The following is a 20,794-nucleotide window of genomic DNA, read 5'->3' on the forward strand; positions in this document are numbered from 1 at the left end:
GTAAAAGCACACTCAATTTATGAGCTAATAATGCTGATTTGCTTCTCTGCTAATACCTGCTCCTTTTCATCTTCAAAACGGATAATAAAATTACCCAAGGCTGCCATTCCAAACTCATGAAAAGGAAGGTCCTGGATAACATAATAATCTTCCGCTTTCAACTCAAATTTTTTATCTCCTAATACGATGGTATCGTTCTCAGCAATCCTGCAGATTTTACCACTGATCTCTTTTCCATCAAAAGCTTCTCCAAACTCAAACCTGACATAAATTTCCTGCCCTACGGCAAACTGGCTTTTATCTCCTTCACACTGGTCCTGCTGATCCAGAGAATCACAAAATTTAATAGAAAATTCAGGTGGAGTAGAGCACCCTATCATCAGGCTAATGACTCCCCAGTACAGTAGCAATCTTCTGCTCATTGGTAAGTGGTTGTTTATTTAAGCTTTTGTATACAAATTCTATAGGCGCATTATTCCTGACAATGCTGAAAATATCTTCTCCCTGAAAATTAATTTTTTGGATATCACGCACCTGTCCATCAATGTAGAGTCCGGTCTGCTTGTTGGGAATCCATTGGAATGTGCCATTCTCCTTATTTTTGAGTACTGTTCCGTAGCTGGCGTCGTACCTTCCTCTTTCAATGGTTACTTCGTAGAAGTTTCCTGCCATCAGTAAGTCATCCAGTCCATCTTCATCCATATCCTGTATGTAAATCGCCTGTATGGGAGAAAGCTGAGCCTGTAGGGGGAAAGGCTGAAAGCGAAACTCCATATTTCCTTCGTTGATGAAAACGCCGGAGCGAAACTCATAAGCCTGTAATTTTTCTGCTCCTTCCAGCATATCGCCCGGAAAGATTTCATCCACATCTGCTTCCGCAAAATCAATGTATTTTACAAAGCGGTTTTTAATGTCTATCAATTGTGAGCCTATCTCATCTTTGGTAGCAAATAAATATTCCTTACCATCCACATAGTAGGTCATGATCTGCTCCAAACTTCCGTTGTCATCTATGTCCTTCACATAGAGCGTCAAGGGCTCCTCAGGAGAACTTTTCAGCTTGGAGTTGAGCCCCAGATTACCGCAAATTAAATCCTGATCGCCATCACCATCAATATCAGTGATTTTTATGGTGTTCCACCAGCCATGCGTCTGCTCAAGTGAGGCCGATTCTACTTTTGCTAAACGACCAGCTTCATTTTTAAAAATGCTAATGGGCATCCACTCACCTACCACCAGCAAATCAGTCTGTCCATCGCCATCCACATCTGCCCAGGCTGCATCTTTGACCATACCTACTTCTGAAAGCGCATGCGCTTTGTTTTCGGTGACATTGGCAAAATTCCCCTGTCCGTCATTTTCCAACAGATAGCTCTGGGGCATCTTTCCATAATTACGGGATACTACCCGGCCACCGATAAACAGGTCAGTATCCCCATCCTGGTCATAGTCAGCGCTTTTCACTACGGAGCCATTGACATAAATCTGCGGTAGCGCAGCGCTATCTCTGGTAAAATTCCCCTGTCCATCATTTTTATACAGGCGAGGCAGTAAAGCTTCTTCCTCCCCCTGAAATTCATTTCCTCCACTCACTACGATCAGGTCAAGGTCCTGATCACCATCCACATCCACCAGGGCCGCACCCACATCTTCTGCCACACTATCTGCTTTTAACGCTGCCTGTTCCACTTTCTGAAAACCTTGCTCTACCTGCACATAAATCTCTCCGGGCTGCCATTTGCCTCCTCCCACAAAGAAGTCCTCCTTCTGATCGCCATTGATATCTCCCACCGCCATTTTAGGTCCTTCGGTAGAAGACATGTGAGGGATGAGCAATTCGCGATTGAACTCTATAAAAGTATTTTCCTCATGTTTATAACCTACTTTCAGCTCGTCAGAAACATTTTTAAAGAGAGTTTGCTGAGATTTTGAAAAATCATACCTGCCAGTAGCATTACTTTGCTGAAGGGCTAAAGTTGTATCGGTCTGTACATGATAAAGCACTTCATATTGAAGGTTAGGCCATATCACCACCAAAGAATCAAGCTGCTCTCTGTTGCCCAGGCCGACGATCAGGTCCGTAGGGACAGATGACTGGTAACCCCGCGTAGCGTATACTTCCTGTATGATGGTTTGGGAGTCTAGTGGAATGATAACTCTGGCTCCAATTCCTTTTGTGTTAGGCGCTTTACCATCAAACTTGAGCTTGAGATAATGATGAGCATTTATTTTTTTAGCACTATCAACACTCCGGTTCTTATAAATAAAAGCTTCCTGATCAATATTATTAGTCACCAGGTCAAGGTCACCATCATTATCCAGATCTACGTAAGCCGCACCGTTAGAGAAAGACTCCTGCCCCAGGCCCCATCCTTTTGACATATTTTCAAAAGCCAAGCCTCCTTTATTCTGATACACTACATTGGGAATTTTGACGATAGGCATTTTTTCTACCAGCGCCATATCTTCGCTCGTCAGGTCTCCCTCCAGCCGATGCTGAAGCGCATCATTAGAGATGTACCTGATGTAATCCAGATCGTTTGAGCGCCTCTTGATGCCATTGGCAATGTAGATATCTTTATGCCCGTCCAGGTCCAGGTCAGCCATGAGGCCAGACCAGCTCCAGTCGGTAGCGCTCATGCCTGTCATCAGGCCAATTTCGCTAAAATGCCCTTCTCCCATGTTGAGCTGAAGTGTGTTGCGGGCAAACTGATGGTTATAGCCGTATTTCAGTTTATAATTGTACACATCATAAGCATCCTCTCCGGCGGAGGTTTTCAGCTTCACCGGATCAGAGGGGAGCATATCCAAGGAAACAATATCGGGCAGGCCATCATTGTTGATATCGCCAATATCATTGCCCATAGAGAAACGGCTGGTATGCCTGATATACTCCTGCAGCTTTTCGCTGAACGTGCCATCGGTATTGTTGATGTAGAGATAGTCATTTTCATGAAAGTCATTGCCAATATAAATATCCGGATAGCCATCCCAGTTGACGTCCCCTATTGTTATTCCAAGGCCATAGCCTAAAGCACTGCTGTAAATACCACTACTGTCGGTAACATCTGTAAACTTTCCATTGTCATTTCTGAGCAGCTTGTCGCCGGCAAGCGGATGGGTTTTATCTCTGAGGCTGGCTTTGCCAAAAGTACCGTTGGAGTGTACTGAGTGGTTGAGCATGTACATATCCAGGTCGCCATCCAGATCATAGTCAAAAAATGCTGCCTGGGTGCTGAAACCTTTCAGATCAAGTCCATATTCTGCTGCTTTTTCCTCAAAAACGGGCGTCCCCTCACCATCATTACCCATGTTGATATACAGTTGATTTTTACCCCGGATGTTTTGGTAATCGCCTAGCTGACTTACATAAATATCCAGCCTGCCATCCCCATTCACATCGGCCATGGTCACGCCGGTGGTCCAGCTTCCTTTGCCCTGTACTTTGGCACTTGCTGTGATATCCTGAAATTTGAAATTGCCTTTGTTTAAGTAAAGCTTATTGTTCTCCAGATTGGAGGTAAAATAAAGATCGGGCAGATCATCTCCGTTGAGATCACCGGCAGCCACGCCTCCGCCATTGTAAAAATAGAGGTAGTTGAAAATATTCATCCGGGGCGTTTCTGTCAGTGTGTTCTGAAAGTCCACCCCGGTATATGAGGAAGGTAACAGCTCAAATAACTTCTCTGAGTCTGACTTTACTCCACAAGCTGCACTAACGATCAGAAATAGTAAGGGCAGTATTTGCTTTTGGGTTGCCTTGGTATTCATATATCTCAGGTAAGTCATCATTTTTTGCCACGATAAGCAGCTTTTTATTTCCAATTGTTCTTGCCACTTCCATTTTGCGTACTTCTCCATCAATGCGTAATCCGGTTTTATTCCCTTTTACCACAAATAGCTGATCACCCGCTGCTTTTAGCATCAAGCCTGTATTGGCATCATAGCGTCCTTCTTCCGGCTTTACGCCTGAAAAGTTTCCGGCCATCACATAATCTGTTTTCATGTCCTGATCAAAATCATCGGCAGCAATGGCGTAAATGGGCGAAAACTGTACTTCTTCCGGCAGTTTATGAAGGCTGTATGAACCATCCCCATTGTTGATCACTACAGATGATTGTAAATGGTGTACTCTATTGACTATTGCGTTTTCCAGCTGTTCTTTGCTGAACACCTGGGAGAGTGTTTTTCCGGCATAGTCTTCGTAATAAGTGAAATCTTTCTTCAGAAAATTTAACTGCATGACAATTTCATGTCGTAATGCCATTGGGTATAAGCTGTCTCCTTTGTAGCAGGCGTACACATGATCAATGGTCTGGTTGTTATCAAAATCGCTTATGTAAAGCTCCAGAGGCTTTTCTTCACTTGCCTTAAACATACTATTACTTCCCCAATTGCCTACAATAAAGTCCATCTCTCCATCTTTATTGACATCGCTTACTTCAATGCTTCTCCACCATCCGTTGGATTTGGTGAGGCCGGGCACATTATTAAGCCGTTCCAGATTAGCTCCATTGTTCTTGAACAAAGTGATAGGCATCCAGTCCCCGACTACTACCAGGTCTAAATCATCGTCATTGTCAAAATCTGTCCACTGTGCATCGGTCACCATACCGAAGGAAGCCAGCCGGGGAGAGACAGTAGCGGTAACCTCCGTAAACCTTCCTGAACCATCATTTTCTAAGATGTGGCTGGTAGCTGCCAGGCCATACTGGAGTGAAACACCACGGCTTCCTACAAAGAGATCCTGATCTCCATCATTATCATAATCAGCATTGCGTACACAGGCCCCCATTTCATTCAAAAGAGGCAAAGCATTCTCGCTCCGCTCATAAACTGGTCTATGATTGTTTATTGAGGTCAACAGGTAAAGCCTGTCCTGATAATTGCGGTCATTTTCTCTAAACCGATTTCCTCCACTCACTACATAGAGGTCTAGATCTCCATCATTGTCCGCATCAAAGAATCTGGCGTCTACGTCTTCATAGATACTGTCCCGGGCTATCTCCCACTGCTCACTGACTTCAAAACTTCCATTCCTGTTTTGCAGGTAGATTTTACCGGATTTTCCGTGTGCCCCACCAATGTAAAAATCATCCAGCCCGTCTTGATTGATATCGCTTACCGTCAGGGCAGGGCCTTCCCTGGATAGCATGTGATAGACCAGGCGTTCATAATCAAAATCAACAAAAGGATCTTCCTGATGGGTAAAGGGAGGACTGAGCATATTATTCTGTTGCTGAAAAATAGCTGGCTGACGCCCATCATCCGGCAGTATTTTTTTATCAGCATCCTGGATATCTAAGGTCAGCTGCTGATTTGCTTTTATATCATATAATTTCTGCACCTTATCATCGTAGCCCCAGTGTATGATCAAGCTATCAATAGTTTGTAGGCTATCTGTTCCGATGATCATAGCGTAATCCATAGAAGACTGAAAGCCTTTGGTAGGCACATTTTCCTGCATAATGTGCTGGTCTTTTACATAAGCATGCACTCTGGCTCCCACTCCAAAACGATTTTTATCCGGCCCTATGAATGAAAGTTTCAGATAATTATTTTTTAAGCGCTTCTCGCTATTATTCCTGTAAACAAAAACTTCCTGATTCACATTATTGACAACCAGATCCAGGTCTCCATCATTGTCCAGATCGCCATAGGCAGCCCCATTGGAGAAAGAAGGTTCATCCAGCCCCCAGCTTGAAGATACATTTTCATAGGTAAGGCTGCTGTCCTTTTTGAAGAGGTAGTTGCTGAGCTTATTGGAAGGCATCCGGTCTACCAACTCCTGAAAATCCACGGTTTCTTTGCGCATGGCTTCCAGCATGGCCTCGTCACTTCCTATGAAGCGGATAAAGTCCTGATTGGTAACATCTTTATATATACCGTTGCTGACAAAAATCTCTTTGTTAAAATCGTTATCAAAATCAGCGATCAGGGCGCCCCAGCTCCAGTCGGTAGCATGAACACCGGCCAGTTGTCCAATCTCTTTGAATGTTCCGTCCTGGCTATTGAGCTGTAAGGTATTACGCATGTACTGCTCGTAATAGTCATTTTTCAGCTTGGTCTGGTGTACATCGTAGGACTCAAAATTGGTCATGGTTTTGAGCCGTTCATCGGTCTCGGGAAGCATATCGGTGACAAAGACTTCAGGATAGCCGTCATTGTTAAGGTCGGCGGCATCAGCACCCATAGAGAAATGGCTTATATGGCCCATACGCTGCGGTAGTTCGTCTTTGAAGGTGGGATGTCCATCCGGGCCGTTTTTCTGGTTGATATAGAGGTAGTCTCTTTCAAAAAAATCATTGGACACATAAATATCCAGCCAGTTATCCTGATTGACATCGGTAATGGTAACCCCCAGCCCGAAGCCGATCACACTGCCGTAAATGCCTGCTTCCCGGCTTACATCCACAAAGGTGTTGTCATCATTGCGGTACAGCTTATCACCTCCGGTACTATCTCTTACGTGCCTGATATTTTCCAGTCCCAGCGTAGACACCGGACGAAAAGAGTTGTTGAGTACATAAGCATCCAGGTCACCATCTTTGTCATAGTCAAAAAATACGGCGTGGGTACTGAAGCCCTTGTCATCCAGCCCGTAAGCTTCGGCCTGCTCGCTAAATGTAGGTAGTCCATCGGAGTCATTGCCTTCGTTGATGAAAAGCTCATTCTCCCGCTTACCTCCCTCTATATCCCCTGAGTTACATACATAGATATCCAGCCGTCCGTCTCCATTCACATCAGCCATGCTTACTCCGGTAGACCATATTTTGTTGCCCTCTACACCGGCTGCTTCCGTAATATCTTCAAATTCAAAAGTCTCCCCTTTAGCATTACCTTTATTTAAATAAAGGCGGTTGCTCCGCATATTGGCAGTGAGGTAGACATCCGAAAAACCATCGTTATTGATATCACCTATGGCTACTCCTCCACCATTATAGTAATTGCGATACCTGAATACGTCAAAGTCTTTGCTGAGGATAAGTTCGTTGGTAAAATCAATGCCTACTTCACTATCTGACAGGCGGGTAAAAAGGTGGTCATCGGCATCCGAACAGCCCCAAACTAGCAGTGCTATCAACCAAAAGCTATGTTTCATGATACCTTTATCAATTGTTGTTTTCTTTCTATCCTTCCAATCGCTGGCCAGGACTTGTAGTTCCCTGAAAGGAGGAAACTTGTGAATTTATCTGCAGTGGACAATTAAGGCAAAAAGAAAATAGAGCAAGCAGCATTCAGCTACCTGCTCTATCAGCAATAAAAATTTATTAAGAATTAATATCCGGGATTCTGAACAAGATTAGGGTTTGAATCCAGCGCCTGCTGAGGTATAGGATACAGTACTCTGTAAGCATCTGTCACTTCCTTGTCGTGCCAGGTATCATCAAAAGTTCCGAACCTGATCTGGTCAGTTCTTCTGATCCCTTCCCAGTACAATTCCCTTCCTCTTTCGTCAAGAAGGGCCGCATCATCCAGACTGCTTAGCGGGCTTGCTCCTCTCAGCGCTCTTAGTTCGTTCACCATGGCCAATGCTTCGCCAGTTTGTCCGCTTCTAAACATTGCTTCCGCTTTCATTAAGAAAACATCGCCATAACGCAACTGGATATATCTTCCTTTATCAGCGGGGTGGTACTTGATAGCACGATAGCCATCGTCAGTATCTGCACCTATCAGCGGCACATCAGGCTCAAAGGCTAAAGGCTGATTGTTTCTGCTATTAATAATTACTGTACCGCTATCGCTGTACTGTTGCCCATCTAAAAATCCACGACCGATACCGGAGAAAGGAGTTCCGTCAGGAGTCGCATCAATTCCTTTTCTAACGTCACTATCTTCAAACTTCGCGTAGAAGTCGGCAAGGGTAGTAAAGCCATTCCATCCGCTAGGATTGTTGTCATAGTGCAGTGTCATGTAGTACCTGTTTTCAGGATTACCAGCACCTGCACGGTTTACGAAAATGAGTTCGTTTTGGGCATTCACCGTAAAATTCTGATAAAATTCTTCTTCTAGCGCATAACCTTCGGCTTCTACCATATCGGCGTACTCAATCACCTTAGCCATATCGGCCTGTTCAAAAGTAGGGTTAAGCGCACCCTGCTCATTTACTGCTGCCATATATACACCTTTATTAAGATAAAGCCTGGCGAGTAAAGTAGCCGCTGCTGCTTTTGATGCCTGATCGTTGGTAGGTGACGGAGCCAATGAAGGAAGATTAGGTAAGGCTGCCTCAAGGTCTTCCAAAATAAAATTGAAAGCTTCCTGCCGACTAAATACCCTGGGGTCAACTTCTACTCCCTCGTTTACTTCTCTGAAAGGCACCTGACCGTACATATCCATTACGTGCCACATATAGAATGCTCTCAAAAACCTGGCTTCCGCCTCCTGCTGCGCAGTAGGGGCCGGATTATCCGAAGCCAGTACCTGATTGGTCAGGAATACACGGCTGTTTAGTAAGTTCCATGATCCGAGTACATATTGGTGAGTAGGATCCCAGTTGTGGGCGTGTAGTAAGCGCCAGACCCCATTATCTCCCCAGTCCGTACCTCGGGTGGGGGGTATCATTTCATCTGAGGAGTGTACCTGAAGGGCATAAATATTCGCCTGATCAGCAAAAGTTCCTAACTGATTATAGGCAGATTCCAACAGCGCACCAGCATCTCCCGTAAACTCACCACTCTCGGTTTCTGTCACCACAGATTCCAGTTCCTCCACTTCCAGATCTGTACAGCCTACATAGAATAAGCTGAAACAGAGAAGCACTGATAAACTTTTTATAGATTTATGATAATACATATCTAAGATTATTTAATCATTAAAATGAGACATTGAGCCCGAACAAGAAAGTTCTTGCTCTGGGGTAAGCGGTATAGTCAATTCCAAAAGAAGGCACATCATCTATCGCTTTATTCACATTCACTTCCGGGTCTTGTCCGCTATAGTCTGTGATTACAAATAGGTTCTGTCCGGTAAAATAAAGTCTTAAACTAGATAAGAATTCAACACTCTCCATGTTGAAATTATACCCTAGTGTTAAATTTTGTAACCTTACAAAAGATGCATCTTCCAGGAAACGGGTAGAAACTTCAGGAGCGTTAACCCTAGACTCACCATTCCCGACCACATTTTGAGTCACATTATTTCCTCCTGCCAGTGCTCCGGCAGTGAAATATGCGTTTTCGGTATTGTTATACACATACTGACCAAACTGCCCATTAAAGAATATGCTTAAATCCAATCTTTGGTAGTTGAAATTATTTGTGAAGCCCACATTGTATTTGGGCAATGGACTTCGGCCTACAAACTGCTGTACATCACCTTCAGGATAAATAGTTTGTCCATCTTCAGCAAAGCCTCCGAAAGGGCGTAAATAGTAAGCAAATAGTGGTTGGTTATTTGCGATACGCTGAGCAAAAGCACCTGATAGCCCCTGACCACTGATAGCACCGGTATTTACCAGACCATCATAGTTTTCTATGCGGTTATCATTGTATGATGCATTGGCTGAAATTGACCAGCCAAAAACTTCAGTATCTACCGGATCAGCATCGACTACCACCTCAAACCCTTCGTTGATCACATCCATATTCAGATTTTCCCACACGAAGTCAGTAGGTGCGGGCTGCGCACTCTGGGTTACGAAGAGAAGATCCTGAGTAGTCTTGTTATAATAATCAAGTGAGCCTCTCAAACGGTTGTTGAAAAAACCCCAGTCCACGCCAATGTTGATCTGCGTAGTAGATTCCCATCTCAAATCCGGGTTTTCAAATGCAACCGGAAGCCTGCTACTTGGAACGATTGTTACTCCGGTGGGAGACACATCAAAATCTTCTCCGCTATAGCGCTGGCGGCTGGTGTAACGATTACTGGGGAACTCCTGGTTACCGGTAACACCATAACCTGCTCTTAATTTCAGGTCAGTAAATGCCTCAGGTATGAAATCTTCGTCGCCCAATCTCCATGCAGCAGCAAAAGAAGGAAAGACTCCGTATCTGTTTTCACTACCAAAGCGGGTAGATCCGTCTGCTCTTACTGTTGCTGTTAAGAGGTATTTATCAGCAATGTCAAAATTCACACGACCAAAGAATGACTGAAGTTCGTCTACTCTAAAAGTAGAGTTACCGACAATGCCACCCAAGCCTGATGTATAGTTCACTGATGCCAGGTTGTTGAGAATAAGGTCAAGATCTGTAACTCTGAAGCCTGCAGCCTGTGTAAACTTAGTTTCTCTCTGGAATCGTTGATAAGAGTAACCTAGCACTGCATCTAGCCGCAGGTTATCAGATAAGTCATTATTATAGGTGAAGTAGTTTTCCATCAGTGTATTGATGGCGGAGACATCTTCAAATGCAGCACGCCCCTGACCTACAATACCTTGTACAACCAGATCTGGCGAATAGCCGGCCTTACGGGTTGAAGATGCACGATCACCTCCTAGAACAGTCTTAAAGTTAAGTCCGTCAGCGATTTTAAAATCAAAGGTAACATTACCCAAGGCTCTTACAGTATTGGTATAATCATTACTTAGCTCTAAGAATGCAACAGGATTTAGCTCAGTTACACTTCTTTGAAACAGCTCACCATCCTGATATACAGGATAAGTAGGATTGAGCTTCAAGGCCGCACCTAAAAGGTCCCCGGTAGCACCGGCATTGTCAGAAATAGGCACATTATTATCACGAATATCCGATACCGTTACCTGGGTACTTATGGTCAGACGATCATCAATAAAAGTACTTGATCCATTGAAACGGGCAGACAGCCTTCTTAGTCCACTTCTTTCTACAATACCTTCCTGGTCGGTATAACCCAGAGACAGCCTATAGCTTCCGTTGTCATTCCCTCCACTATAAGATAAATCGTGATTGTGTGAGATTGCTGTTCTTAAAATTTCATCCTGCCAGTCTGTATCAGCTCCAAGATCCAGCGTTTCTAATGCCTCATCTCCCGGAGAAAGGCCGTTGATTTCAGCATAAGCCGACACGAACTCGTCAGCATTTAACAGATCGTACTTTTTGGTAATGTTGCTGATCCCTACATTGTAGGAATAATTTAAAGTACTTTTTCCAGATTCTCCGGTTTTGGTGGTGATAAGTACAACTCCATTGGCACCACGAGAACCATAAATAGCCGTAGCAGAAGCATCCTTCAGAATATCTATACTGGCAATGTCATTAGGGTTCAAAAAGTTGAGTGGATTTCTGGCAGAAGAACTACCGGCACCTACATCTGTTCCTCCTCCACTTACATCATCACCTGCCAGAGGCACGCCATCTACTACAAACAGAGGGTTGTTACCACCACGCACCGAAGAAGTACCCCGAATTCTGATATTCACCCCTGCACCGGGTTCTCCACTGGCCTGGGTTATCTGCACCCCTGCAGCGCGCCCCTGAATTAATTGTTCAGGAGAAGCAATTACCCCTGCATTGAAATTTTCAGAACTTACAGAGGATACAGCACCTGTTACATCTCTTTTTTCCTGGGTACCATATCCGATTACTACTACTTCGCTAAGGGATTGAACATCGGCCTCAAGCACTACGTCAATGGTAGAGCGACCGTTGATGGTGATTTCCTGGGTGACATAGCCTATGGAAGAAAACACCAATACATCACTTCCTTCAGGTACCGAAACGCTATAGTTTCCATCCATGTCAGTAACTGTACCCGTTGAAGTTCCCTGTACCAAGACGTTTACCCCGGGCAGCGATCCTTCTTCAGGCGCAGTAACCTGTCCTGATACTGTGGTTTGCGCATACGCCACGCTGGCTATACAAAATGCGGCGAGCAGCGTTAGGACACACCTAAGCTGTGTAAAAATTCTCATAAGCAGTTAGTTAAACGTGTAAATAAATCTATCAGATAACGATTTATCCGAATAGCTGTTTAAAAAAATCTAATATAAATTTATCAAAATCTGGACAAAATTAAACATAAAAAATAAGACGTCAACAAAATAAGGTCTGAATATTATGAACAACGAAAAATGCTGAACTTATAACAAAACCCTTCTTTTACTGCGTCTTACGAGATTATTTTTTGATTTACTAAAAAAATAAAAATATGCAATCGGTTTTCGTTGCGCTTTTCTCAATTCCGCTGCTTTAAATTTCTCCATTGGATGATCACAGGGGGGTTGCCCGGCTCGGGACAAAAGCAAATTTCTACAGCTTTTGCGTAATATTTCATCAAAAAATTACCATATTAGAGGTTAAAAAAAGTATTTTTGTTCAGGAAAAGATATGATCCTTCAGCCTTGCATCATTTGGATAGTTGTTGCAATGCATTTTTTGAAGTGGCAATACCTAAAGAGCAAGATTACTTACATGCATAAGAACATAGGGCTGTTTTTTGGCTAAAAAATCGACAAGCGCTGTGTTCCGAACTAATTAAACTAGAACTATGAGAAGCATACGATTTTTTCTGTTGGCAGCCTGGCTTTGTTTAAGTCTCGGTGCTTTCGCGCAAACAACTTATTATGTAGCACCAGAAGGCACTGATGAACCTACCTCCGGAACAGATGCTACTCCTTTTAAAACTATTGGTTATGCAATAAGTCAACAAAAGGTTGTAAATGGAGATATCCTTCAAATAGCTGCTGGAAATTATACAGAAGGAAATATTCTGGTTAATAAGTCTCTTACAATTACTGGTTTAGGGCAAAACGTGACCATTACAGGAATAAGCCCTGTGTTGCGAGTTCGTGCCAATGGTGTAAATATTCAAGGGTTAAACATTTCTCCTGAAACTCCGGAAAATAGTGTTGGAATTTTATTTGAAAGCACAGGTTCGGAAGGTATAGATAATGCGATTATCCAACAAAATACTATTTCTGGCTTTACATCAGGAATTGTATTTCAAAATGCCGCACTGGTCAATAATCTGAACGTTGTAAACAATATTATCACGGATAATACCAATGGCATATTAGCCAATCAGGGAGTACAGTTTTTGGGCACCTCCGCCATCACCGAGAACAATCTGGCAGGCAACGGAACAGCGATCGTCAATAATTCTACTGTGCCTAACAATAATAACCTTATCAATGCCACTGCCAACTGGTGGGGGGCTGCCGGCGCACCGAGTGTCACTTTAGAAATCAACGATGTCAACAGGGTAATCTACTCTCCCTGGCTTCGTGATGGTGCAGATGACAGTGATGAGAATGAAGGGTTTCAATCCTCTTTTGCAGACCTGGGGGTTCGGAGAACAGCCACTAATCTGGATGCGCTCACCGAGGCCAATGATCTTATTGCAGCCGAGGGTAGTATTACATTATATCCCTCGCAGGTAAACGCTGACCAGACGTATGAAGGTATCACCATCGATAAAAATATTACGTTTGAAACTACCACTAATGATCCTTTGCCTATAGAAAGCATTTCTACAGGCAGTGGTTCTATAGAGATAGAAGGCCCCCTGAAAGTGAATGCGCTGGTGTTGGGAGATGGAAACATCGTGGTCAGCGGAAGTAACGTACTTACATTGAATGAGGGTGCAAGCATTACAGAAAATGGCTCAGGGCAATTCCTAGGAGAGATAAAAACTGAAGATTTTACCCTCGAAGCAGGAAATGATTTGAACCTGTTGGGAGTAAGCATCTCATCAGGAGCGGAGGACCTGAGTAACATCACCATTTCAAGAAAAACTGGAGATAATGCTGTTGCAGAAGTAGATAACGCTCGCTCAATACAGGTAATGTGGGATATTAATGTCCCTAACCAGGAGAACATCAGCCCCAGGACACTGACTTTTTCGTGGGAGAATACTTATGATGGGACTATGGATTTTTCCAACAATAAGGCGGTTGTCTGGAAAAGAACTGCTTCGGGTGAGCCTTGGCAGTTAGTCGAGGAGACTTCAGTTTCCACAACAGATAACATAAGAACGGTGGAAGTGAACAACATAAGCTCTTTTTCAGAGTGGGTCATCACTGATGAAGATAACCCCCTCCCCGTAGAGCTTACTTATTTCTCTGCTTCTTTGCTGGAGCCTCATGTGGAGCTAAACTGGGAGACGGCTTCTGAAATCAATTCTGACTTCTTCGCTATTGAGCGTAGCGAAAACGGTAAGGACTTTAAAGAAATTGGCCAGCTCAAAGCTGCCGGTGACTCAGACATTCCTCTTCAGTATAGCTATATAGATGAGCAAGCCAGTAAGCGGTTTAGTGGCTCCGTATTTTATCGTCTGCGTACCGTAGACTTTGATGGTTCCTTTGAATATTCTGACATCACTACAGTCACGCTCTCCGATGATGATATTCCTATGATTACCGCCTTTGCCCGCGAAGGGCAGCAAAGCCTCAAACTCTTTACCCGTGCTATTGAGCCCGGCGATTATCGCGTATGGGTCACTGACCTCAGCGGACGCAAAATTTTTGAGCAGGATTTACAGCTTTTGCCTAAAGAATCATACGAAGTGAGCGTAGGAAATCTGTCGCAATCTATCTACCTCATTCGCTGCGAAGGCAGGCAACTAGCATTGTCCAACAAATTCAGGGTAGAAGAAATAGATTAAACACATTTCCCGCTGATTTTGAGGTGATAAAGATTGGAATCCAAATGCTAATCTTCTATTTTTGCGACCTTGAATCAGAAAGTTCATCTAACCTTATATTGAATAATGGCAAATAAAGGAAAAGTCGTACAGGTGATCGGGCCTGTAGTAGACATTAGCTTTGAAGGAGAAAACTCTAAGCTGCCTAATATCCTGGATGCGCTCATCATCAACCGTCCGGATGGCTCTAAGCTGGTACTGGAAACGCAGCAGCATCTGGGCGAAGACAGAGTACGTACAATCTCCATGGAAGGTACCGAAGGATTGGTAAGAGGTATGGAAGTAATAGATACCGGAGAGCCTATCAAAATGCCTACCAGCGATGAAATACCCGGAAGACTTTTTAATGTAGTAGGTGAAGCCATTGACGGCCTTCCCCAACCTGCATTCGGCACAGGCCGCTCTATCCACAACACGCCTCCCCGCTTTGAAGATCTTACTACTTCGGAAGAAATTCTTTTTACCGGAATCAAAGTGATTGACCTTTTGGAGCCTTATTCTAAAGGAGGTAAAGTAGGTCTCTTTGGAGGTGCGGGAGTAGGTAAAACCGTACTGATCCAGGAACTGATCAACAATATCGCTAAAGCGTATTCAGGCTTCTCAGTATTCGCGGGCGTGGGAGAAAGAACCCGTGAAGGAAATGACCTGCTGCGTGAATTTATTGAAGCTGACATTATTAAGTATGGCCACGACTTCAAAGAATCTATGGAAGCCGGCGGTTGGGACCTGAGCAAAGTAAACCTTGAAGAACTTAAAAGCTCTCAGGCAACACTGATCTTCGGTCAGATGAATGAGCCTCCCGGCGCACGTGCCCGCGTGGCGCTTTCCGGATTATCCGTTGCTGAATACTTCCGTGATGGTGCCGGTTCCGATCAGGGAAATGATATTCTTTTCTTTATTGACAATATTTTCCGCTTTACCCAGGCCGGTTCTGAGGTATCAGCCCTTTTGGGACGTATGCCTTCCGCGGTAGGTTACCAGCCTACCCTGGCCACTGAAATGGGAGCGATGCAGGAAAGGATTGCTTCCACCAAGCGTGGTTCCATTACATCTGTACAGGCCGTATATGTACCTGCGGATGACCTTACCGACCCTGCCCCGGCTACTACTTTTGCCCACCTTGATGCGCAAACAGTACTTTCAAGAAAAATATCGGAGCTAGGTATCTATCCTGCAGTGGACCCTCTGGACTCTACCTCTCGTATCCTGACGGCTAATATCGTTGGTGAAGAACATTATAATACTGCGCAACGTGTGAAAGAGCTTCTGCAACGTTATCAGGAGCTACAGGATATCATCGCTATCCTGGGTATGGATGAACTTTCTGAAGAAGATAAAGAGGTTGTACACCGTGCGCGTCGTGTACAGCGTTTCCTTTCTCAGCCATTCTTCGTAGCGACACAGTTTACCGGCATCCCCGGAGAGTTGGTCGATATCAAAGATACCATCAAAGGATTTAACATGATCATGGATGGTGAGCTTGACCACCTGCCTGAGCCTGCTTTTAACCTGAAAGGGACCATTGAGCAGGTGATTGAAGCCGGTGAGAGAATGGTAGCAGAGGCAAAATAAATTAGGTATCAGAGATTAGGTTTTAGGGATTGACTACTAAAACCCAATCTCTAAGCCCCAAAACCCAGAATTTATGCATTTGACGATCATTACTCCTGATAAGCAAATTTTTAACGGTGAGGTAGAGATGGCTACATTTCCCGGAAGCGATGGCTCTTTTCAGGTATTGAAAGACCACGCCCCCTTAGTAAGCTCATTGGGAAAAGGGGATGTTAGTTATCGTACAAAGGAGACCACTTCTAATATTTATGTAGAAGGTGGCGTTGTAGAAGTGCTCAACAATAACATTACTGTATTGGCTGAGAAAGCATCCTGATACAAAGATTACTGATTTAGATTGGAAGCGGGCTCTGGAGAGGGTTCGCTTTTTTTATGATACCTGCTTGTTTTTCACAAAGAGTCTGCCGATATGATTCAGCATCCTTTTTTCAAATGCCCAGAAAAAACGAAACTGACCAAATATAAAACCATAGGCCAACAAGACTAACTGATAAACAGGTAGAATAGTGAGCAGATAATAAGGTACTTTAACCCAGGGTGATGTATTCTCTGTTATGCCCGCCAAATCATACAAAGGCTGCTTCAGGAACATGACGGTAAAACCGGTACAGGCAAACACTATCAGGATGATAATCACCTGCCAGATGCTTTTTACTTCCCAGCGATCCTGTAATTTTTTGAGCCAGCTCATATCATTTAGTTTTTGAGTAGTAATTTTTGTACAAACAAGAATTATCACAATATCATTCTGTGCTGAAAAGATACCCAATAATTATTTAAACCAGATGTTGAAAGGGTTGCCAGTAGGCTGTATCCGGGAGCGGTGCGTCAAAATGTACTTTTTCTTTTTTGACCGGATGTACGAAGCTTAGGCTACGGGCATGCAGGGCAATATTCTGATCAGAATTAGGTTCCGGATAGCCGTATTTGAGATCTCCTTTGATAGCACAACCCATTGCTGCCAGCTGTACCCTGATCTGGTGGGACCTGCCGGTTAATGGCTTCACTTCCAGCAAATAATCATCTTTTTGCTGCGCCTTCAGCGCATAGTCAAGTTCTGCTTTTTTACTTTCGGCCACTTCTTTATTAAAGGGCTTAGTTACATTACGACTACTGTCTTTCCTTAGCCAATGAACCAATTTACCTTCAGGAGATTCAGGCCTACGAGAAACCACTGCCCAGTATATTTTTTGAACTTCTTTCTTCTGGAAAAGCTGGTTCATGCGGGTAAGTGCTTTGGAAGTACGAGCCATTACCACCACACCGCTTACTGGCCTATCCAGGCGATGAACTACGCCCAGAAAGACCGCACCGGGCTTATTATACTTTTTTTTGAGATAGTTTTTACCCGCTTCTACCAATGGCTTATCTCCGGTAATATCACCCTGCACCAGACTGCCAGCCCGCTTATTAACGACCAGCAGATGGTTATCTTCGTACAAAATATCCAGTTTCAGCATCAGGTGTGAAACTACAAAAAAAATAAGCCTACAGGGAATACTAATTACGCTATTTCAGCTTTTTGCACTCCACCTTTGCCGCATTCTTCCAGCAGCATTTTTCTGTGTCGTATATTAACAAATGGCAAAGCTCCGGACGGGCTATCATGCTATTGAAATACAAGCGCTGGGAAATTTTTTCGCCACAACTATTGGTAATTGAGGTTTCAAAAGATTCTCCATCAGGAGTGAATGAGCCAATAAAGTCAAAATATCCGCCCTGTTTATCTGTCCACATGTGATGCCAGGTATCAGTGCGAGTCTGATACTTGCTTAGCCCTCTCCCTTTAACTCCCAGTTCTTTGATATTTAGCTCTTCCTGCAATAAGTTTTTCCCTTCCATTATTTTCACCTCACTTTTCATAGTCACCGCCTCATACCGGCTGTGATATTTGATGAGCCACTTACCTGTTTTAAGGCTGAACAGCCTATCAGCCAAGTTTTCGTAAGACCGGTGCTCAGCAAGAGAAAACAGATGAGGACCTGCGATAGCGGAGAAAATCAGGCTGGTCAAGGTCATCACTCACTAACTATTCGCCTCTCATAATGAATCTGCCACCTTTGTTTCCAGCTATCTCCTCCATCGTCTGAAGCCTCCCAGGTCCAGAGCAGGCTATCCTCTTCAATGTTAGAGAAAACCATCCTGAGAATCATTTTTCCCCCTTCCGGAGTAGAGGTTTCCATTGAGAAAATGCGCGTATCGCCTTCCACTTCACCTATGAAATTAAAATAACTCCCCTGATTGTCCGTCCAGGCCTGATGCCATTGCTGAGAACGGGGGTTGTACACCGAAAGGCTCATCCCCTTGAGCGGGACTTCTTCTTTTTCACTGTATGACTCAAAGTTTTCCTGTATCACTTTTCCGTCCAGAATTTTGACAATACGATTGTAGCCTGTGCTTACACTGCCATCTTCATGATACCATTTGAGGTTCCACTCACCCAGCCAGAAATCAAAATAATTCTCAGGAGCGAGTGCTTGGTCAATGGCAAACGAGCTATGGCTAATAAGAGAAAAGAAGAAGATTAGTTGAAACAGTAGGGGTGACTTTTTCATAGCAACAAAAATTCATTTACTCCAAAATGCCATGAAAAGAGTAATTTTAAGTACTTCCCGATAGGATTAGACTCTTTTTTCATTCCAAGTTTGTGGCGCCGACGCTCGCTGTGGCAATACCACAGCCCTCTTTCAGGAGTTGTACCCTAGTACAAGCCCCACGCTAGTTAAGCTGGCGTTGAAGTTTCAGTTGCTGTTTACGGTAACGCTTAGGTGAAGTGCCTGTCATTTTCCTGAACGCATTGTAGAAAGATGCTTTGGTATTGAAGCCTGCTTCAAAGGCCACTGCTAAAATCTTGAGTTCACGGTAATCAGCATCTGCCAGTATTCGCTGCGCTTCCTCTACCCGATAGCGATTCACAAAGTCTGAAAAAGTAAGTCCCAATTGCCCATTGATTATTTGAGAAAGGTGGTGGCGGGAAACCTCTAACTTACCAGCCAGATCGCCCAGCTTGAGCTCAGGGGACAAATAGGGTCTCTCAAGCTTCATGTATTGCAGTAACTGTTCAGTATAAACTTCCGCTTCTTCCGTACTTAGCCCGGATTTAACATACTTCTGAGCAGCTTCTTCCGCATAACCGGTAATGACCTCAGGCTGGCGATAACCCATATAGCCTACCATGTAAATAAATATCGTCATGGAAGCCGAAATGGCGTAGTCATATACGATACTAAAATCAATGGTATAGACGAGCAGGTAATAGCTCAGGAAGCTAAGGGTAAAGCCCAGATAGCAAAATGCTGATTTACGCATCCACCCTATTCTTCTATCGGTAAATTTATCTCCGCTAAGCCTCACTTGTTGCTGCTTACTGAGGTAGATAAAGAGGTAAATGCAGTACGCTAACACATGCGCATTTAGCAATATTACCCTAAAAAACATTGTCTGTCTGCTGTATAATATATCGGTTACGGCCTGGTTTAGTACCGAGGTATCTGCATTAAAGTAGATAGGGGCATACCATATCAGTACCAAGGTAAAGGGCAGGTAGTGGAGCCAGTCTTTTCGTTCAAACTTTCTTCCGTTGAGTCTGTGGAAGTATCCTAAAAACAATGGACCAATTAACATAGGGAAAAGTAAAACGATACCAAATGCCCTGTGTATAAGGTTTATGTACTGTGTCCAGTAGGCTACGTAATACACCAAAGAAATGGCAAATAGTAGCATGATTGCTGCCAGTAAGCGATTGGCCGACTGACGGCCTTTCTTATGGAAATAAATTACCCACGAAAGAAACAGCCCGTGTGCTGCCGCAAACAGAAAGATGATTGTCCAGTGGTCTAATGAGGGGGATGAGGGGTTCATTTCACATAAGCTTAAAACTTAATGTAATCAATCTCCCACAGAAAATAAAGATTTCTCCTTCTCCGGTATGCTTGGTAAAAAGAGGGCCGCCAGAAGTTTACAGCATTTCTATTTTGACAAAAAAAACTGCTTCCCTGAGAGAAGCAGTTTGGTGTTTCTTAATAAAAACTGATAATTAGTTTTGACTTTGCTCTTCCTCTATCAGTTTGGTAATCTGCTCCTGCACTTTAGGGCTGTTCTGATAAGCCATCATAATTTGACGGTACTCATTAAATTCCATGCCCTCTTCCTCTACAGCGGCGGCGATTTCCGATTGTGTTTCTCTTTGTACAGCCATCACCTTTTGTGCTGCTTCATTGAAAGTGGCCATCTCCTCAGCAGAAGCTTCCGCATCAGCTTGTGGGTCTTGCTGAGCAGTAGCAATCTCATTGAAGCGGTTCACATCCATATCCGTTTCCTCTATGGCCTGCATCATTTTCTGTTCAGCGGCCTGCTGCACCTGCACCACGCTTTTGTTAGCCTGTATAAAAGTTTTTAATTCTTCATCGGTAAAATCTTCTTTCACCGGCTGTTGTTGGGCAGCACCAGGCAAGCCCTGTGCATGCACAAGATCTGCCGAACTAATCATCAAGACAGAAAGGGTCGCGCATAAGCATGCAAAAAATTTACTCTTCATAGTTTTCATACGATAGTATTATTTATTCCAAAAATTTGTACCTGAAAGTACTAAAGATTAACCTGACACTTGCCAATTGTTTTCAAAAAAATTGTATTTCTCTCATATTATTTGAAATTTTCAAAT

Annotated in this window: 14 protein-coding genes; 3 read left to right on the forward strand and 11 right to left on the reverse strand. The window is 43.8% G+C overall.

Annotation, left to right across the window (positions count from 1 at the left end):
- Positions 1 to 17 precede the first annotated feature (17 nt).
- The 5 genes from OKW21_RS26525 to OKW21_RS26545 all read right to left on the reverse strand — a co-directional run bounded on the left by OKW21_RS26525 (position 18) and on the right by OKW21_RS26545 (position 11,830).
- Positions 18 to 422 carry a hypothetical protein gene (locus OKW21_RS26525; protein ID WP_277485587.1) on the reverse strand — a complete coding sequence of 135 codons (405 nt, stop codon included), beginning with the start codon at positions 420 to 422 and terminating at the stop codon, positions 18 to 20.
- Positions 385 to 3,771 carry a VCBS repeat-containing protein gene (locus OKW21_RS26530; RefSeq protein WP_277485589.1) on the reverse strand — a complete coding sequence of 1,129 codons (3,387 nt, stop codon included), beginning with the start codon at positions 3,769 to 3,771 and terminating at the stop codon, positions 385 to 387. Before OKW21_RS26530 ends, OKW21_RS26525 begins: the two co-directional genes overlap by 38 nt.
- The gene (locus OKW21_RS26535; RefSeq protein WP_277485591.1) at positions 3,716 to 7,102 is read right to left on the reverse strand and encodes a VCBS repeat-containing protein; all 3,387 of its coding nucleotides are present in this window, start codon (positions 7,100 to 7,102) and stop codon (positions 3,716 to 3,718) included. Before OKW21_RS26535 ends, OKW21_RS26530 begins: the two co-directional genes overlap by 56 nt.
- A 176-nt stretch (positions 7,103 to 7,278) precedes the next feature.
- Positions 7,279 to 8,796 carry a RagB/SusD family nutrient uptake outer membrane protein gene (locus OKW21_RS26540; protein ID WP_277485593.1) on the reverse strand — a complete coding sequence of 506 codons (1,518 nt, stop codon included), beginning with the start codon at positions 8,794 to 8,796 and terminating at the stop codon, positions 7,279 to 7,281.
- A 19-nt stretch (positions 8,797 to 8,815) separates the two neighbouring features.
- On the reverse strand, positions 8,816 to 11,830 hold the full coding sequence (locus OKW21_RS26545) for a SusC/RagA family TonB-linked outer membrane protein (RefSeq protein WP_277485595.1): 3,015 nt from the start codon (positions 11,828 to 11,830) through the stop codon (positions 8,816 to 8,818).
- Between the two features lie 575 nt (positions 11,831 to 12,405).
- Here OKW21_RS26545 and OKW21_RS26550 point away from each other — a divergent pair.
- The 3 genes from OKW21_RS26550 (at position 12,406) to atpC (ending at position 16,447) form a co-directional block, all read left to right on the forward strand.
- Positions 12,406 to 14,520: a hypothetical protein gene (locus OKW21_RS26550; protein WP_277485597.1), complete on the forward strand. Its 2,115-nt coding sequence runs from the start codon at positions 12,406 to 12,408 to the stop codon at positions 14,518 to 14,520.
- A 105-nt stretch (positions 14,521 to 14,625) separates the two neighbouring features.
- A complete protein-coding gene (atpD, locus tag OKW21_RS26555) occupies positions 14,626 to 16,131 on the forward strand; it encodes a F0F1 ATP synthase subunit beta (protein WP_277485600.1) in 1,506 nt (501 codons plus the stop codon).
- A gap of 73 nt (positions 16,132 to 16,204) precedes the next feature.
- Positions 16,205 to 16,447 carry an ATP synthase F1 subunit epsilon gene (atpC, locus tag OKW21_RS26560; RefSeq protein WP_277485602.1) on the forward strand — a complete coding sequence of 81 codons (243 nt, stop codon included), beginning with the start codon at positions 16,205 to 16,207 and terminating at the stop codon, positions 16,445 to 16,447.
- A 54-nt stretch (positions 16,448 to 16,501) separates the two neighbouring features.
- Here atpC and OKW21_RS26565 read toward each other — a convergent pair whose 3' ends face one another.
- The 6 genes from OKW21_RS26565 to OKW21_RS26590 all read right to left on the reverse strand — a co-directional run bounded on the left by OKW21_RS26565 (position 16,502) and on the right by OKW21_RS26590 (position 20,668).
- Positions 16,502 to 16,822, reverse strand: coding sequence for a DUF6787 family protein (locus OKW21_RS26565; protein ID WP_277485604.1), 321 nt, complete (start codon positions 16,820 to 16,822; stop codon positions 16,502 to 16,504).
- 85 nt (positions 16,823 to 16,907) lie between these two features.
- Entirely contained in the window at positions 16,908 to 17,591 is a 684-nt protein-coding gene (locus OKW21_RS26570; protein ID WP_277485606.1) for an RluA family pseudouridine synthase, read from the reverse strand.
- A 49-nt stretch (positions 17,592 to 17,640) separates the two neighbouring features.
- On the reverse strand, positions 17,641 to 18,150 hold the full coding sequence (locus tag OKW21_RS26575; RefSeq protein WP_277485607.1) for a hypothetical protein: 510 nt from the start codon (positions 18,148 to 18,150) through the stop codon (positions 17,641 to 17,643).
- The gene (locus OKW21_RS26580) at positions 18,150 to 18,686 is read right to left on the reverse strand and encodes a DUF1579 family protein (RefSeq protein WP_277485608.1); all 537 of its coding nucleotides are present in this window, start codon (positions 18,684 to 18,686) and stop codon (positions 18,150 to 18,152) included. Before OKW21_RS26580 ends, OKW21_RS26575 begins: the two co-directional genes overlap by 1 nt.
- A gap of 163 nt (positions 18,687 to 18,849) precedes the next feature.
- On the reverse strand, positions 18,850 to 19,992 hold the full coding sequence (locus tag OKW21_RS26585; protein WP_277485609.1) for a helix-turn-helix domain-containing protein: 1,143 nt from the start codon (positions 19,990 to 19,992) through the stop codon (positions 18,850 to 18,852).
- Between the two features lie 175 nt (positions 19,993 to 20,167).
- Complete coding sequence (locus OKW21_RS26590) at positions 20,168 to 20,668, reverse strand: DUF4168 domain-containing protein (RefSeq protein ID WP_277485610.1); 501 nt, start codon at positions 20,666 to 20,668, stop codon at positions 20,168 to 20,170.
- Positions 20,669 to 20,794 lie beyond the last annotated feature (126 nt).

It is taken from the genome of Catalinimonas alkaloidigena, from assembly GCF_029504655.1.
Taxonomy (GTDB): domain Bacteria; phylum Bacteroidota; class Bacteroidia; order Cytophagales; family Cyclobacteriaceae; genus Catalinimonas; species Catalinimonas alkaloidigena.